General features: G+C 70.5%; 17 protein-coding genes. 10 read left to right on the forward strand and 7 right to left on the reverse strand.

What is annotated here, in order from left to right:
• Window positions 1–67: 67 nt before the first annotated feature.
• The gene (locus VNT59_RS18965) at window positions 68–1,774 is read right to left on the reverse strand and encodes a long-chain fatty acid--CoA ligase (RefSeq protein ID WP_325501010.1); all 1,707 of its coding nucleotides are present in this window, start codon (window positions 1,772–1,774) and stop codon (window positions 68–70) included.
• Window positions 1,775–1,940: 166 nt separating this feature from the next.
• Between VNT59_RS18965 and VNT59_RS18970 the strand changes: the two genes are divergently transcribed.
• Entirely contained in the window at window positions 1,941–2,378 is a 438-nt protein-coding gene (locus VNT59_RS18970) for an OsmC family protein (RefSeq protein WP_325501012.1), read from the forward strand.
• Window positions 2,379–2,390: 12 nt separating this feature from the next.
• On the opposite strand, the gene VNT59_RS18975 is transcribed toward VNT59_RS18970, so the two are convergent.
• The gene (locus VNT59_RS18975; protein ID WP_325501014.1) at window positions 2,391–2,654 is read right to left on the reverse strand and encodes a DUF4242 domain-containing protein; all 264 of its coding nucleotides are present in this window, start codon (window positions 2,652–2,654) and stop codon (window positions 2,391–2,393) included.
• A 136-nt stretch (window positions 2,655–2,790) separates the two neighbouring features.
• Here VNT59_RS18975 and VNT59_RS18980 point away from each other — a divergent pair, with 136 nt between their 5' ends.
• Window positions 2,791–3,669 (forward strand): LysR family transcriptional regulator, encoded by an 879-nt coding sequence (locus VNT59_RS18980; protein ID WP_325501016.1) that lies wholly within the window; start codon window positions 2,791–2,793, stop codon window positions 3,667–3,669.
• A gap of 94 nt (window positions 3,670–3,763) precedes the next feature.
• Here VNT59_RS18980 and VNT59_RS18985 read toward each other — a convergent pair whose 3' ends face one another.
• Complete coding sequence (locus tag VNT59_RS18985; RefSeq protein ID WP_325501018.1) at window positions 3,764–4,015, reverse strand: hypothetical protein; 252 nt, start codon at window positions 4,013–4,015, stop codon at window positions 3,764–3,766.
• 427 nt (window positions 4,016–4,442) lie between these two features.
• Between VNT59_RS18985 and VNT59_RS18990 the strand changes: the two genes are divergently transcribed.
• The 7 genes from VNT59_RS18990 (at window position 4,443) to VNT59_RS19020 (ending at window position 9,823) form a co-directional block, all read left to right on the forward strand.
• On the forward strand, window positions 4,443–4,937 hold the full coding sequence (locus VNT59_RS18990) for a DUF411 domain-containing protein (protein WP_325501019.1): 495 nt from the start codon (window positions 4,443–4,445) through the stop codon (window positions 4,935–4,937).
• On the forward strand, window positions 4,934–5,287 hold the full coding sequence (locus VNT59_RS18995) for a copper-binding protein (RefSeq protein ID WP_325501021.1): 354 nt from the start codon (window positions 4,934–4,936) through the stop codon (window positions 5,285–5,287). The genes VNT59_RS18990 and VNT59_RS18995 overlap by 4 nt, the downstream gene beginning before the upstream one ends.
• 75 nt (window positions 5,288–5,362) lie before the next feature.
• Window positions 5,363–6,043 (forward strand): heavy metal response regulator transcription factor, encoded by a 681-nt coding sequence (locus VNT59_RS19000; protein WP_325501023.1) that lies wholly within the window; start codon window positions 5,363–5,365, stop codon window positions 6,041–6,043.
• A gap of 149 nt (window positions 6,044–6,192) precedes the next feature.
• Window positions 6,193–6,558 (forward strand): four-helix bundle copper-binding protein, encoded by a 366-nt coding sequence (locus VNT59_RS19005; protein ID WP_325501025.1) that lies wholly within the window; start codon window positions 6,193–6,195, stop codon window positions 6,556–6,558.
• A 70-nt stretch (window positions 6,559–6,628) separates the two neighbouring features.
• Window positions 6,629–7,642, forward strand: a complete 1,014-nt coding sequence (locus VNT59_RS19010; RefSeq protein WP_325501027.1) for a P1 family peptidase — start codon at window positions 6,629–6,631, stop codon at window positions 7,640–7,642.
• A gap of 14 nt (window positions 7,643–7,656) precedes the next feature.
• The gene (locus tag VNT59_RS19015; protein ID WP_325501029.1) at window positions 7,657–8,976 is read left to right on the forward strand and encodes a TAXI family TRAP transporter solute-binding subunit; all 1,320 of its coding nucleotides are present in this window, start codon (window positions 7,657–7,659) and stop codon (window positions 8,974–8,976) included.
• Between the two features lie 118 nt (window positions 8,977–9,094).
• Complete coding sequence (locus VNT59_RS19020) at window positions 9,095–9,823, forward strand: hemerythrin domain-containing protein (RefSeq protein WP_325501031.1); 729 nt, start codon at window positions 9,095–9,097, stop codon at window positions 9,821–9,823.
• Here VNT59_RS19020 and VNT59_RS19025 read toward each other — a convergent pair.
• Both VNT59_RS19025 and VNT59_RS19030 read right to left on the reverse strand, forming a co-directional pair.
• The gene (locus tag VNT59_RS19025; RefSeq protein WP_325501033.1) at window positions 9,820–11,157 is read right to left on the reverse strand and encodes a GAF domain-containing protein; all 1,338 of its coding nucleotides are present in this window, start codon (window positions 11,155–11,157) and stop codon (window positions 9,820–9,822) included. The two genes, VNT59_RS19020 and VNT59_RS19025, sit on opposite strands and share 4 nt — an antisense overlap.
• A complete protein-coding gene (locus VNT59_RS19030; RefSeq protein ID WP_325501035.1) occupies window positions 11,154–11,642 on the reverse strand; it encodes a hypothetical protein in 489 nt (162 codons plus the stop codon). Before VNT59_RS19030 ends, VNT59_RS19025 begins: the two co-directional genes overlap by 4 nt.
• Window positions 11,643–11,863: 221 nt before the next feature.
• Here VNT59_RS19030 and VNT59_RS19035 point away from each other — a divergent pair, with 221 nt between their 5' ends.
• Window positions 11,864–12,058, forward strand: coding sequence for a hypothetical protein (locus VNT59_RS19035; protein ID WP_325501037.1), 195 nt, complete (start codon window positions 11,864–11,866; stop codon window positions 12,056–12,058).
• A gap of 184 nt (window positions 12,059–12,242) precedes the next feature.
• Here VNT59_RS19035 and ettA read toward each other — a convergent pair whose 3' ends face one another.
• Both ettA and VNT59_RS19045 read right to left on the reverse strand, forming a co-directional pair.
• Window positions 12,243–13,904: an energy-dependent translational throttle protein EttA gene (gene ettA, locus VNT59_RS19040; RefSeq protein WP_325501039.1), complete on the reverse strand. Its 1,662-nt coding sequence runs from the start codon at window positions 13,902–13,904 to the stop codon at window positions 12,243–12,245.
• Window positions 13,905–14,055: 151 nt separating this feature from the next.
• Window positions 14,056–14,534 (reverse strand): DUF1631 family protein (locus VNT59_RS19045; protein ID WP_325501041.1); only part of this gene is annotated, 479 nt, incomplete at its 5' end.

The raw sequence follows: 14,534 nt of genomic DNA on the forward strand, positions 1-14,534 counted from the left end.
CAAAGACCGAAGCGGACGACCCGAAAGTATGCCCGACCGGCGCCTGCCGGTCCGCGGCGGCCGCCGCTCAGGGCGGCGTCCGCGCTTCGGCTTCCTGCAGGGCCCGCCACATGACCTTGCCGCTGCCGCTCTTGGGCAGCGCGTCGGCGAACTGCACGATGCGGGGCACCTTGTAGACCGCCATGTGCTCGCGGCACCAGTCGACGATGTCCTGCTCGCTGACCCGGCCCTTGTGCGCCGGCCGCAGCACCACCACGGCCTTCACGGTCTCGCCGCGATAGCTGTCCCTGGCCGCGATCACGCAGGCTTCCTGGATCGCGGGATGGCGGAACATCAGCGCCTCCACCTCGGCCGGCCAGACCTTGAAGCCCGAAGCATTGATCATCCGCTTGAGCCGGTCGGTAATGAAGAAGTAGCCATCGGCGTCCACGCGGCCGAGGTCGCCGGTGCGGAAGAATTTCCGGCCGCCGAACTCGATGAAGGCCGCCGCGGTGGCTTCCGGTTGCTTCCAGTAGCCGGCGAACACCATCGGCCCATGCACGATGATTTCCCCCTGCTCGCCGACGGCCACTTCCTCCCGCGTCTCGGGATCGATCACGCGCGCGTCGCAGCTCATGAAGGGAATGCCAAGGCACTGCTGCTTGGGCGCGTCGGGCGGGTTGCTGTGGCTGGGGGCCGCGGTTTCCGTCAGGCCGTAGCCCTCGACGTAGCGCAGGTCGAACTGGTCGAGCAGCCGCTGCGCCACCGCCTGCGGCATCGCCGCGCCGCCGCCGCCGATGTAGGCCAGGCTGGTCAGGTCGTAGTGGTCGAAATTGGGACTGCCCATCAGGTCGATGACCATGGTGGGGATGTTGGTCCATGCGGTGACCTGCCAGCGCGAGATCAGCCGCCCTGCCAGCTCGCGGTCCCAGCGCGGCATCACCACCTGGGTCGAGCCGGTGTAGACCGCGTTGTGCATCAGGCTGACCATGCCGGTGATGTGGAACATCGGCACGACCAGCAGCGACACGGTTTCGACCGTGGCGTTGCCCCAGATGGCGCTGGCCACCGCGTTGTGCATGATGCTGGCGTGCAGGTGCATGCAGCCCTTGGGCAGGCCGGTGGTGCCGCTGGTGTACGGGAGCACGGCCAGGTCCTCGGGCCCCACGTCCAGGGGCGGTGGCGGCGGATTGCCGCCGAGCGCGTCTTCCCAGCGGCTGCACTCGCCGCCGACCAGGGCCGGCAGCGGGTGGCGCGTCAGCAGCCAGTCGTGCCAGGCCGGCGGCACCGGATCCGCGTCCGCGGCCTCGGGGTCGAAGGCATCGGTGAAGTGGGTGACGATCAGGTGGCGCAGGCCCTGCCCGGCGCCGAGCTGGTCGCTGGCGCGGGCGATCTCCGGCGCCAGGTCCGAGGTGGTGATGCCGACCTTGGCGTCCGGGTCCAGGATGTAGTGCTTCAGTTCCTCGGCCCGGTTCATCGGGTTCACCGGCACCACGACCGCGTTCGCGCGCAGGATGCCGAAATGGGCGATCACCAGCTGCGGGCAGTTCTGCATGTCCAGCAGCACGCGGTCGCCCTTGCGCACGCCCAGCGCGTGCAGGCGCGCCGCGATCCGCTCGGCGCTGTCGCGCAGCTCGCGGTAGGTGAAGACGCGGCCGAAGAAGATCAGCGCGGCCCGCTCGGGATAGCGCCGGGCGCTGACCTCGAGGTTGTCCCAGAGCGACGTGGCGGGCGGGGTGAGGCTGTGGGGCAGGCGCTTGGGCCAGAACGAATGATGCGGGCGGGAGGGGGTCACGGGGGCTCCTGGAGCGGCGAGAGCCTAGCGGCACGCCGCCCGGGCGGCATCGGTAGTGGCCCCAGGCCGGTCGCGTCGGCGACGCCCCGATCGGCTGTCGGCACCGTCCTACAGACGCGGCCCGCCGGCTGTGCCGACACTCGGCCGGCGACCACAGGAGAGCACCATGATCGAACAACGCGCGAGCGTCCACTGGGACGGCGCCGGCAAGGCCGGCAAGGGCAAGGTCAGCACCGGCAGCGGCGCGCTGCAGGACTTCCCGTACGGTTTCACCAGCCGCTTCGAAGGCGACCGCCAGGGCACCAATCCCGAGGAACTGGTCGGCGCGGCCCATGCCGCCTGCTTCACGATGGCGTTCGCCTTCGCCTGCGAGCGGGCCGGCGTCGCCACCAGCAGCATCGACACCAGCGCCACCGTGCGGCTGGCCAAGCAGGGCGAGGGTTTCGCGATCGACCGCATCGCCCTCACGCTGGACGCCACCGTGCCCGGCCTGGACGAGCAGAAATTCCAGGAACTGGCGCAGGCCGCCAAGCAGAACTGCCCGCTGTCGAAGGCGCTCGCGGCCGTCCCGGAGATCACGCTGCAGGCGCGCCTGCGCGCGTGAGGCCGCCGCCCCTCACGGCGTCAGGTCCAGCGCGGCCACCACCTTGTCGAACGGAATGCCGGCCCGCTCGTTGAGCGCGCGGACCTGTTCGGGGCCGGCGGCGGAAAACAGGCAATTGCACTCGCCGCTCTCGGGCACGAAGGTGGAGCGGATGTAGCGGATGGGCGTGCCCTCCGCCGTCATCTGCGCCGCGGTGCGGATCGCGTTGCGCTGCGCCGCCGCGAGCTGCTCCATGGGAATGTCCTTGAGCGAGCGCTCGACCAGATAGACTTGCATGGCGTTCTCCCGTGCGTGGTGGATGAAGCGACGCAGTCTAGGGAGCGCCGGCTGCGGCGTGAAGGTGGCACGGCTTATCGATCGATAAGCGCCGCACCGCGCCGGCCGTGCCACCATCAGGCCGAGGAGAACCAGCGTGGAGCTGCAGCAGATCCGCTACTTTCTCGCGATCCAGGAGCACGGCAGCTTTTCGCGCGCGGCCCGCGAATGCGCGGTGTCGCAACCGGCCCTCACGGCCGCCATCAAGAAGCTCGAGTCCGAGATCGGCTCGCCCCTGTTCTATCGCGAAGGCAAGCGCGTGGTCGCGACCCCGCTCGGGCGGCTGCTGCAGCCGGCGCTGGAGCAGGCGCTGGGCGGCACCCGCAGCGCGCACGCCATCGCCCACAACTTCCGGCTGCTGCGGCAGGCGCCGCTGCGGGTCGGCGTGATGAACACCATCGGCCCGGTGCGGCTCGCCCGCTTCCTCGACGCCTACCACCGCCAGCATCCCGGGGTGGAACTGACCGTGCAGGACGCCGCACTGCCGGCGCTGCAGCAACAGCTCGAGGCCGGCGAGCTGGACCTCGCGGTGGTCAGCTCGCCGCGGCCGCTGGACGACGGCTTGCGCGCCGAGGTGCTGTACCAGGAACCGTATGTCGTCGTTTTCGCGCCCGGCCACCGGCTCGGGCGGCTCGCGGAGATCGCACTGGCCGACCTCGCCGGCGAGCCTTACGTCGACCGGCTCGCCTGCGAGTTCCGCGAGGCGGTGATGGCGGTGTGCGGCGAACGCCGGATCGAGCTGTACGCTGCGTTCCGCAGCGAACGCGAGGACTGGATCGAATCGATGGTGCTGGCCGGGCTGGGCTTCGCGTTCATGCCGCGCTATTCGGTGCGGCTGCAGGGATTGCAGCAGCGGCCGCTGGTCGATCCCCCGGTGGCACGCACCGTGCACGTGGCCGACGTGCGGGGCCGCCAGCGCTCGCCGGCCGCCAAGCTGTTCGTCGACGACCTGCGAGCCTTTGCCTGGACCGGTTGACGGCGGAGCGTGCCGGCACCGCGCGCGGTGGCGGTGAGCCAGCGCACGCTCCGGGTGGGACGGGCGGCCCCTTGAAGCGACCGCCGCCGCGGGTTCAGCGCGTCAGCTTGGCCAGCACGTAGCCGACGACGAACGCGCCGGCGACCACCGCCAGCGGATTGTTGCGGACCTGTTCGCGCGCCATCTCGCCGTATTCCTCCTGCCAGCCCATCACCTTCTCGCTGCTGCTGCCGATGGTCTGCTCGAGGCGGTCGACCGCCTCGTGGGCCTTCTGCGCCACTCGGCGCACCGTGCCTTCACTGCTGCTGCCGGTCAGGCCCGTCGATCCCATGGATGACGTGTTCATGCTGCTGATGCTGTCGCTGGTTTCGCTGTTCATGGTGCTTCCTCTTCTCGGGCATGTCGAAAAAATCGCCAGCGGCGCCGGCGAAGCACCACTGTAGAAAGCTCGGCGTCAGCGGCTTGTCGGCCAAAGCGCCGCAGTGGCTGTAGGACATTTCCCTGCCGCCGAGCCTCCGCGGCGCCCACCGGCGGTCGCGGGCCTGCCCGACCAGCGCCGGCCCGCGACGCGCATGCGGCGCTCATGGCGAAGTTCCCGGCATGGCGGACGACGAGCCGTACATGACCCAGGTCAAGGCGGGTGAACATGGAACGCTTGTGTGGAACTTCAACCGTCCAGGAGAATTCCACCATGCATGCCGGTCAGTACCAGGCGGGCATGGTCGGCGCGATCACATGGCGCCGGCACAGTCAACCCGGAGGAAGTCCACCACATGAACACCGCCCTGCCCCATGGCACCCGGCGCCAGCTGTTGCTGGCGCTGGGCCTGCTGCCCGTGGCCGGCTTTGCGCGGGCCGCGGCGCCCGCGGCCCCATTGCCGCCGGTCGAAGTCTGGAAGGAGCCGACCTGCGGCTGCTGCAAGGACTGGATCGCGCACATGGAAGCGAGCGGCTTCAAGGTGTTCGTGAACGTCGGCGGCACGCAGGCGGCGAAGACGCGCCTGGGCATTCCCTCGAACATGGCGTCGTGCCACACGGCGCGCGTCGCCGGCTACGCCCTCGAAGGCCATGTGCCGGCGCGGGAGGTCAAGCGCCTGCTGCGCGAGCAGCCCAACGCGGTCGGCCTGGCCGCGCCCGGCATGCCGATCGGCTCGCCAGGCATGGATACGCCGTCGTACAACGGCAAGAAGAATCCCTACAACGTGATGCTGATCGCCAGGAACGGCAGCGCCACGGTCTACCAGAAATACGAAGGAAACAACCTGTGAAGACAATCCATACGGTCCTCGTGGCCGGCGCCCTCGGCGCCGCCGCCGTGGCGCTGCCGGTGCAGGCGCAAGGCCATGACCACCACGGCGGCGCCGCCGCGATCAAGCCGGTGGCCGACAAGGCCGGCGAGATGAGCGAAGGCGAGGTGCGCAAGGTGGACGTCGCGGCCAAGAAGATCACCCTCAAGCATGGACCGCTGAAGAACCTCGACATGCCGCCGATGACGATGGCCTTCCAGGTGCAGGACCCGGCGCTGCTCGCCAAGGTGAAGGCCGGCGACAAGGTGCGCTTCGTGGCCGCCAACCCCGGCGGCCGGCTCACGATCACGCAGCTCGAAGTCGCCAAGTGAGGCCGCGGCGGCGGGCTGCCGCGCCCGGGACGGGCCCGGCCGCGGGCCCCGCGCCGTGACCGGCCCCGCCCGTCCATGAAGATCCTGGTCATCGAAGACGAGCCCAAGGCCGCCGAGTACCTGCGGCAGGGCCTGGCGGAGAGCGGCTACGCCGTGGAGGTGGCCCACAACGGCACCGACGGGCTGCACGTCGCGGCGACGGGTGATCACGACCTCGTGATCCTCGACGTCATGCTGCCCGGCATCGACGGCTTCGCCGTGTTGTCGGCGCTGCGCACCGCCAGGCAGGTGCCGGTGCTGATGCTCACCGCCCGCGGCGCCACCGACGACAAGGTGCGGGGCTTCGATCTCGGCGCCGACGATTACCTGGTCAAGCCGTTCCAGTTCCCCGAACTGCTTGCGCGGGTGCGGGCGCTGCTCAAGCGCGGCCATGCGGCGCCGCCGGATCCCGTGCTGCGGGTGGCCGACCTCGACATCGACGCCGTACGGCACCGCGCGACCCGCGGCGGCCAGCGCATCGATCTCACCGCCAAGGAATTCGCGCTGCTCACGCTGCTGGCCCAGCGCAGCGGCGAGGTGCTGTCGCGCACGCAGATCGCGTCGCTGGTGTGGGACATCCATTTCGATTCGGACAGCAACGTGGTCGAGGTGGCGATGCGGCGCCTGCGCGCCAAGATCGACGACCCGTTTGCCGAAAAGCTGATCCACACGGTGCGCGGCGTCGGCTACGTGCTGGAGCGGCGCGCGCCCGCTTGAGCTGCTAGCGCCGGTGGCGCGTCCGGTCGCGGCCGTTGCTGCTGCCCGAGCGCAAATGATGTGTCCGGTCGCTCCGCCATGCCCCACGGCGGCCAGGCGCCGCCTAGACTGAAAAGCGGGAGCGCATCGCGTCTCATCAGGAGCATTTCATGTCGCACGAGAAATACGAGGACTACCAGGACTGCATCGCCGCCTGCCACGCCTGCGCCGTCGCCTGCAACCACTGCGCGGCCTGCTGCCTGCAGGAGCCGGACGTCAAGGCCATGGTGCGTTGCATCGCGCTGGACAGCGACTGCGCGCAGGTCTGCGAGCTCGCGGTCGCGTTCATGTCGGGCGGCAGCGACTACGCGCCGGCGCTGTGCGCGCTGTGCGCGGACATCTGCCGCGCCTGCGGCGACGAATGCGCGCGCCACGACATGGACCACTGCCAGCAGTGCGCCGAAGCCTGCCGCCGCTGCGAGCACGAGTGCCGCCAGCTGGCCACGCAGGGCCGGCACGCGGCGATCGAGGTCTGACGGTTTCGCCGCCGCCGGCGCTGCGGTCGGCCGCGGCCCGCGCCGGTACGGCCATGGATAATCGCCGTCCATGGTCCGCACCGCTTCGCCCTCGCCTCGCAGCACGCGCCGCTGCGGCGCCATCACCGACGTGGCCGGGATCGAGGTCGGCCATTTCACCGACCCGCGCAGGCCCACCGGCTGCAGCGTCGTCATCGCCCGCGACGGGGCGGTCGGCGGGGTCGACGTCCGCGGTGCCGCACCGGGCACGCGCGAGACCGACCTGCTCGAGCCGACCCATCTGGTCGAGCGGGTGCATGCGGTGCTGCTCGCGGGCGGCAGCGCCTGGGGCCTGGACGCCGCGACCGGGGTGGTGCGCTGGCTCGAAGAGCAGGGCGCCGGCTTCGACGTCGGCGTCGGCCGCCTGCCGCTGGTGCCGGCCGCGGTGCTGTTCGATCTCATGGTCGGCGACGCGAAGATCCGGCCCGACGCGGCCGCCGGCTACCGCGCCTGCGAGCTCGCCTCGACCCAGCCGCCGGCCGAAGGCAACGTCGGCGCCGGCGCCGGCGCCTGCGTCGGCAAGATCTTCGGCATGCAGCGGGCGATGAAGGCCGGCATGGGCACCGCGAGCGTCACCGTCGGCGGCGTGACGGTGGGCGCGCTGATCGCCGTCAACGCGCTCGGCGACGTGCTCGATCCGGACACCGCGCAGGTGATCGCCGGCGCGCGCGCGCCGGACGGCAAGACGCTGCTCGACAGCCGGCGCGCCCTGCTGCGCGGGGAAGCGCCGCTGCCGGTGCTCGCGGGCACCAACACCACCATCGGCGTGATCGCCACCGACGCTGCGCTCACCAAGGCGCAGGCGACGCGGCTGGCCGTGATGGCGCACGACGGCCTGGCACGCAGCATCAACCCTGTCCACACCATGTCCGACGGCGACACCCTGTTCACGCTCGCCACCGGGCGCGGCGGGCCGTCGCCCGGCATGGTGGTGCTCGGCACGATGGCGGCGGAAGCCACGGCCCAGGCCGTCGCTCGCGCCGCGCGCGCGGCCACCGCGCTCACCGTCGGCGCGCTCCACCTGCCGTCGGCAGGCGACCTCTGATCGGCCGCGCGGCGATGCCCCAGGCGTTCCGCACCACCCTGCTCTCGCTGCGCGACCTGCTGGTGTCGGCCGGCCCGCTGGCGCTGCTGGCGCTGGCGCTGCTGGTCCTGGCGTATGCGTGGCTCGATCCGACGCCGCCGCGCCGCGTCACGCTGGCCACCGGCCCGGCGCAAAGCGCGTACGACGAATTCGGCAAACGCTACCGCCAGGCGCTGGCCGCCAACAACATCGAGGTGGTGCTGCTGCCCAGCCAGGGCTCTTCCGACAACCTGCGCCTGCTGCGCGAGGGCCGGGCCGACCTCGGCTTCGTGCAGGGCGGCAGCAACGACCGCGCGACGCAGGAGGAGAACGGGCTGGCGTCGCTGGGCAGCCTGTTCGTGGAACCGGTGTGGCTGTTCTACCGCGAGCAGGCGGCGCGCCAGCGCGGCGCGGCGGCCGGCTTCACCTCGCTCACCCAACTGGAAGGACTGCGCCTGAATGTCGGCAGTCCGGGCAGCGGCGTGCCGCCGCTGATGCAAAAGCTGTTCGAGGCCAACCGGATCGATCCTTCGCGCCTGACGCTGTCGCAGCTGGGCGAGACGCCGGCCACGATGGCGCTGCTGGCCGGCGACATCGACGCGATCGTTTTCGCCTCGGCGCCCCAGTCGCTCATGGTGCAGATGCTGCTGCAGACGCCCGGCATCCGGCTGATGGACTTCGCCCAGAGCGAGGCCTACTCGCGCCGTTTCCCGTTCCTCTCGCCGGTCGTGCTGCCGCGGGGCGTGGTCGATCTGTCGCGGGACCTGCCGCCGGCCGACCTGCGGCTGGTCGCCACCACCACGGCGCTGCTCGCGCGCGAGCAGACGCATCCGGCGCTGGTGCAGCTGTTCGCCCAGGCGGCGATGGACCTGCACAGCCCCGCCGGCTGGTTCAACCGGGCCGGCAGCTTTCCCAACATCGAGCACAGCGAATACCCGGTGTCGCGCGAGGCCGAGCGCACGATCCGCGGCGGCCGCCCCTTCCTGCAGCGCTACCTGTCGTTCTGGCTCGCCAACCTGGTCGAGCGCATGTGGCTGGCGCTGGGCATCATCATCGCCATCCTGCTGCCGCTGTCGCGCATCGTGCCGCCGCTGTACGAGTTCCGCATCCGCTCGCGCGTGTTCCGCTGGTACGGCCAGTTGCGCTCGCTGGAAGTCCAGCTGCAGGACGGCGCCGACCCGGCGCAGGTGGCGCGCGAACTCGATGCGCTGGAGCGCAAGGTGGCCGGCATCAACGTGCCCCTGTCCTACGCCGACGAGCTGTACGCGCTGCGCAACAACATCTCGCTCGTGCGGCGCCGGCTGCGCGAGGCCTGAGCAGGCCGGGCCCCCGGCCGGTTAAGGTCTTTTTAGGATTTGCATAGCCAATTCTTCAGAACGCGCGCGGCGTCCCATTCCTAGACTTCGTTCCCTCACAAACGAACCAAGGAAGATCATGAACGTCGACTCCCGGGAACTGAACCAGGTCGCCGCCGCGGCCGGCCGCTTCGACATGTACAGCGGCATCCACAAGGCCGTGCGCGCCGCGATGGCCGATGCGCTGCTGGCCGTGGGCCGCATGGATGCCGAGGACGACCTCGCGCTGGCGCAGGCCACCGAATGCGTCATGCAGCTGCTCGATTTCTGCAGCGCGCACCTGCAGCACGAGAACGAATTCGTGCACGCCGCCATCGAGGCCCGCGCCGCCGGCGCCAGTGCCGCGATCGCGCACGAACACGAGGAACACCAGCGCCACATCGGGCAGCTGGCCGCGGCCGTCGGGGCACTGCGCGGCGCGCCGGCGTCCGGGCGGGCCCCGCTGGCGCAGGCGCTCTATCGCGAGCTCGCGCTGTTCATCGCCGCCAACTTCGAGCACATGCACCAGGAAGAGACGGCGCACAACACGGTGCTGTGGGCGCGCTACAGCGACGCCGAGCTGGTGCAGCTCCACGACGCCCTGATCGCGGCCATTCCCCCGCAGGAGCTGATGGACACGTTGCGTTGGCTGGTCCCGGCGATGAACCCGGGCGAGCGCGCGGCGCTGCTGGGCGACATCCGGGCCAAGGCGCCGGCCCCCGCATTCCAGGCGATCGCGGACGCGGCGCAGGCGCAGTTGCGGCCGGCCGAATGGGCCAAGCTCGCCCGCGCGCTCGGGCTGGCCGCCGCGCCCGGTCTTGTTGTCTAGGTCCGCACCAGCTGCACCGGTCGCAGCACGACCAGGCGAAAGCGCCCGCGGCCGGTCTTCTCGATGCGCAGGTCGGGGCTTTGCTCGGCCAGCCGCCGTTGCAGCAGCAGCAGCCGCGCCTCGAGGTTGTCGCTGACGTCGGGCAGGCGCAGCGACCCGTCCAGGCGCAGTTCGCGGTTGCTGAACTCGGTGCGGCCGCTCTCCAGGTAGTCCCGCAGCAGCTTGCACAGAATCGCCCCGGCGACGCCCTTGATCAGGTAGCTGTCCTGGACGAACACGCTGTCGTTGCTGGCGAAATGCCGCACCACCAGCGGGGTCCCGCGCGCGGCGGCCGGCAGCGGGGGCGCGGCGGCGGGTTCGGCCGCGTCGTCGAGCGCCTGCATCAGCTCGATCGCCGCGCCCAGATGGCCGGCAATGGCGACCAATGCGTCCTCGTCCTCGTAGCCGAACTGCAGGTCGTTGGGACTTTCCACGAACAGCACACCCAGCAGGCCGCGCGCCGACGAGATCGGCACGGCGAGCTGGCTGTGCGGCTGCGGCAATCCCGGATACGGAATCTCCGTGCGTGGCCCGAGCCCGGGGCTGTCGGCCTCGAGGCTGCTGCGCATCGCGCGGCTGTACAGATAGGCGCTGGTCATGTGGCCGATGCGCACCGGGCTGCGCTCGCGCGCGGCCACGCCGATCACGCCCTGCCCGATCGCGATCTCGGAGCCGACGCCCGACGTCGCATAGCCGACGCTCGCCACCGTGTACAGGCGCTGGGTGGCGGCATCGAGCATCAGCACCATCGCATGGCGCACGTCCATCAGATCGGTGAGGCTGGAGAGCACCGCGGCGAGCGCCTCGTCCAGCGAGGCGCAGCGGGCCAGCCGCTCGCTGGTGCGGCGCACCGCGCCGAGCGTGCCGCTGCGCGGCAGCCGCGGCGGCAGCGACCGCCCCGGCAGCGCCTCCACCTGCTCCACCGCGTACACGTCGGAGCCGAGCAGCCGGAACACGCCCTGCATGCCGGTGTGCGAGGCGATCCCGGCCAGCTGCGCCTTCATGCCTTCGAACAGCGGTCCGCCGGTCTCGGTGCGCAGGTAGCGGATCCGCAGCCGGTAGAACTGCGCGGTGACCGGGTGCAGCAGCAGCACCACGGCGTTGGGATTGGCCAGGATGTTCTGGCGGGTCTTGTTGAAGAACTGGAACGACAGCGCGACGTGGTGCTCGTCGACGTAGTACACCTGCGAGATGTACGCCACGTTCGGCATGCCGGCGGGATCGCAGGTCGCGACCATCGCCGGGATCGCCCCTTCGAAGCAGGCCCTGATCTCGCCGAGCGGCGGCGCGTTCACCGGCCGCCCCCCAGGGGCGCGCCGGCCCGCGGCCCGGGCGTCTGGTCGAACGCGTGCTCGGGCCGGAAGGTGACGGCGACGACTTCTTCCAGCTCGCAGGCGAGCATCGCCCGCGTCAGCTCCCGCGCATGGCCGACCAGTTCGATCTCGTGTTCCATCGACGCGAGGTAGCGATCCAGGTGCGGGCGGTCGCCGGCGTCCGCGGTCCGCAGCGCCGCCCGGGTGGCCTTCAGCTGCACCGTCTTGTGGGTCGACGGTTCCGAAAACACGGCGGCCACGTGGCCGTTGGCGGCGATGTCCTGCAGCACCTGCCGCGACTGCGGCCGCGACAGGTACACCGTCACCGCGCTGCCGCCGCCTTCGATCCGGCTGCCGACCGCCCGCACCACGCTGGGTCGCAGCTGCGCATCGCGCGAGCCGACGATCACCGACACCCCGCGCTCCATCAGGGCCAGCAGATCTGCGGGAAGTGGCACCGGTTCCATGGCGGCGATGCTAGCCGGAAAGCCGTGGGGGTTTTCCCTTGAACGATGCTGCTCGGCCACAGCCGGCGGCGCACGCGCCTTCGAACGATTCCCACAGGCTGTCGGCAGGCGTGAAGCCGCGAACCGGAACTCGCCGACCGTGCAATTCAGCTTGCGCCTATGTCGCGGCCGCAGCCGCGAACCGATAGTGAAGGCTCGCGATGCACCTACGGAGACATCACATGGTCACTGAATACGAGCTGCGCTTCCAGTCCCTCTTCGACAGCGGCCGGGGCTACGCCTTCCCATGCGACCCCAAGGGCGAGGTGGACCTGGACCGGCTGAGCGACAAGGCCCGCAACAACTATCTGTATGCCCGCGCCATGGTCGGCCGCGAACTGGCCTGCCCGGCCGTGAAGCCGGCGGCGATGCACTGAGCAGCGGCGATTTTCAACAACGGAAGGCACCTGGACAGGTGCCTCGGGCGGGACGGAGCGAACGGGTCGCGGCAACCGCTGCTGTGGTTGCCGGCCCGCCAGGTCGGCCGGCAGCGCGCGCGCCAGGCGCGTCGCTGCATCGCCGGTGGGGCGTGACAGAAGGGCGGCCTGCAGCCGCCCTTTGTCACTTCAGGGCCTTGAACCGCATCCGGTGCGGGCGGGCGCCCTCTTCGCCCAGGCGCTTGCGCTTGTCGGCTTCGTATTCCTGGTAGTTGCCGTCGAAGAACGTCCACTGGCTGTCGCCCTCGGCGGCCAGGATGTGGGTCGCGATCCGGTCGAGGAACCAGCGGTCGTGGCTGATCACCAGCACGCTGCCGGCGAATTCCAGCAACGCGTCTTCCAGCGCCCGCAGCGTTTCCACGTCCAGGTCGTTGGACGGCTCGTCCAGCAGCAGCACGTTGCCGCCGGCGATCAGCGTCTTGGCCAGGTGCAGCCGGCCGCGCTCGCCGCCCGACAGCGTGCCGACGCGCTTTTGCTGGTCGCCGCCGTTGAAGTTGAAGCGGCCGCAGTAGGCCCGGCTGGCCATCTGGAACTTGCCGACGTTGATGATGTCGAGGCCGCCCGAGACGTCCTCCCACACGGTCTTGTCGTTGGCCAGGTCGTCGCGGCTCTGGTCGACGAACGCCATCTTCACCGTCGAGCCGATCTTGACTTCGCCGCTGTCGGGCTGCTCCTTGCCGCCGATCAGCTTGAACAGCGTCGACTTGCCGGCCCCGTTCGGACCGATGATGCCGACGATCGCGCCGGCGGGCACCTTGAAGCTCAGGTTGTCGATCAGCAAGCGGTCGCCGAAGGACTTGCTGACGTTCTTGAACTCGATCACTTCGTTGCCCAGGCGCTCGGCGACGGGAATGAAGATCTCCTGGGTCTCGTTGCGTCGCTGGTATTCGTAGTCGGACAGCTCCTCGAAGCGCGCCAGGCGGGCCTTGCTCTTGGCCTGCCGCGCCTTCGGGTTCTGGCGCGCCCACTCCAGCTCCTTCTTCATCGCCTTCATGTGGGCGTCTTCGGACTTCTGCTCGGCCTCCAGGCGCGCTTCCTTCTGCTCCAGCCAGTTGCTGTAGTTGCCCTTCCACGGAATGCCGTTGCCGCGGTCGAGCTCGAGAATCCACTCGGCCGCGTTGTCGAGGAAATAGCGGTCGTGGGTGATCGCGACCACCGTGCCGCTGAAGCGCTTGAGGAACACTTCCAGCCATTCGACGCTTTCGGCGTCCAGGTGGTTGGTCGGTTCGTCCAGCAGCAGCATGTCGGGCTTGGACAGCAGCAGCCGGCACAGCGCCACGCGGCGCTTCTCGCCGCCGGAGAGCAGGCCGATCTTGGCGTCCCACGGCGGCAGCCGCAGCGCGTCGGCCGCGATCTCGAGCTGGTGCTCGGAGTCGGTCCCGGCCGTGGCGATCACCGCCTCCAGCCGCGCCTGTTCCGCCGCCAGCGCGTCGAAGTCGGCGTCCGGCTCCGCGTACGCGGCGTAGACCTCCTCGAGCTTCGCCTTGGCGGCCAGCACCTCGCCCATCGCCTCCTCGACGCTCTCGCGCACCGTGTGCTCGGGGTTGAGCTGCGGCTCCTGCGGGAGGTAGCCGATGTCCAGGCCGGGCATCGGCGTCGCCTCGCCTTCGTATTCCTTGTCGACACCGGCCATGATGCGCAGCAGCGTCGACTTGCCCGAGCCGTTCAGGCCCAGCACGCCGATCTTGGCGCCCGGGAAGAAGGACAGCGAGATGTCCTTGAGGATCTGTCGCTTCGGCGGCACGATCTTGCCGACGCGATTCATCGTGAAAACGTATTGAGCCATTGCCTTGTGATGAGGGGAGCGGCCCGGGTCCGGGAGCGGGCCTGCGGGCTGGTGCGAACCCTCGATTATCGCGGGGGACGCCGGATCCCGCCGGAAAGCCGGCCGCCAGCCCGGGCCATCGCATGCGCCGGCGGCCGCAGGCCGCGCTCGCTCAGGGTTTGCCCTCGACGCTGTTGAGCAGGGCGGCCTTGGCCACCTGGTCCAGGGCCTCGTCCACCAGGTTGCGCTCGGCGACGATGCGCAGGTGGCCGGTGGCCAGCAGCCGGTCCAGGCTGCGCCGCGACATCGAGTGCGCGGACCCGGCCTGCGACGTGAACATGTAGAGCGTTCCGGCCGGACTGGCCCAGGTCAGCTGCGCCCGTACCCAGGCCGTGCCGATCAGGATCTCCACCCAGCTGCCGGTGTGCCATTCGCCGGGCCGCACCGGCCCGGGCGGCGCCTGCTGCTCGAGGTCCGCCGCGGCCGGCTGGTCGGCGCTGAACGCCTCCTCGGGGACGAAGCCGGATTCCTCCGCCTCCTTCGAGTCCAGCCACAAGGGGGCGCCGTCCTGGACGCTGTCGGCGAACTGGGACGCTTCGGCCTCCACCGCATCGGCAGCCGCCTTGCTGGCCTTGTCGCGGCCTTCGTGAA

Source organism: Ramlibacter sp. (assembly GCF_035554825.1).
Lineage (GTDB): Bacteria > Pseudomonadota > Gammaproteobacteria > Burkholderiales > Burkholderiaceae_C > Ramlibacter.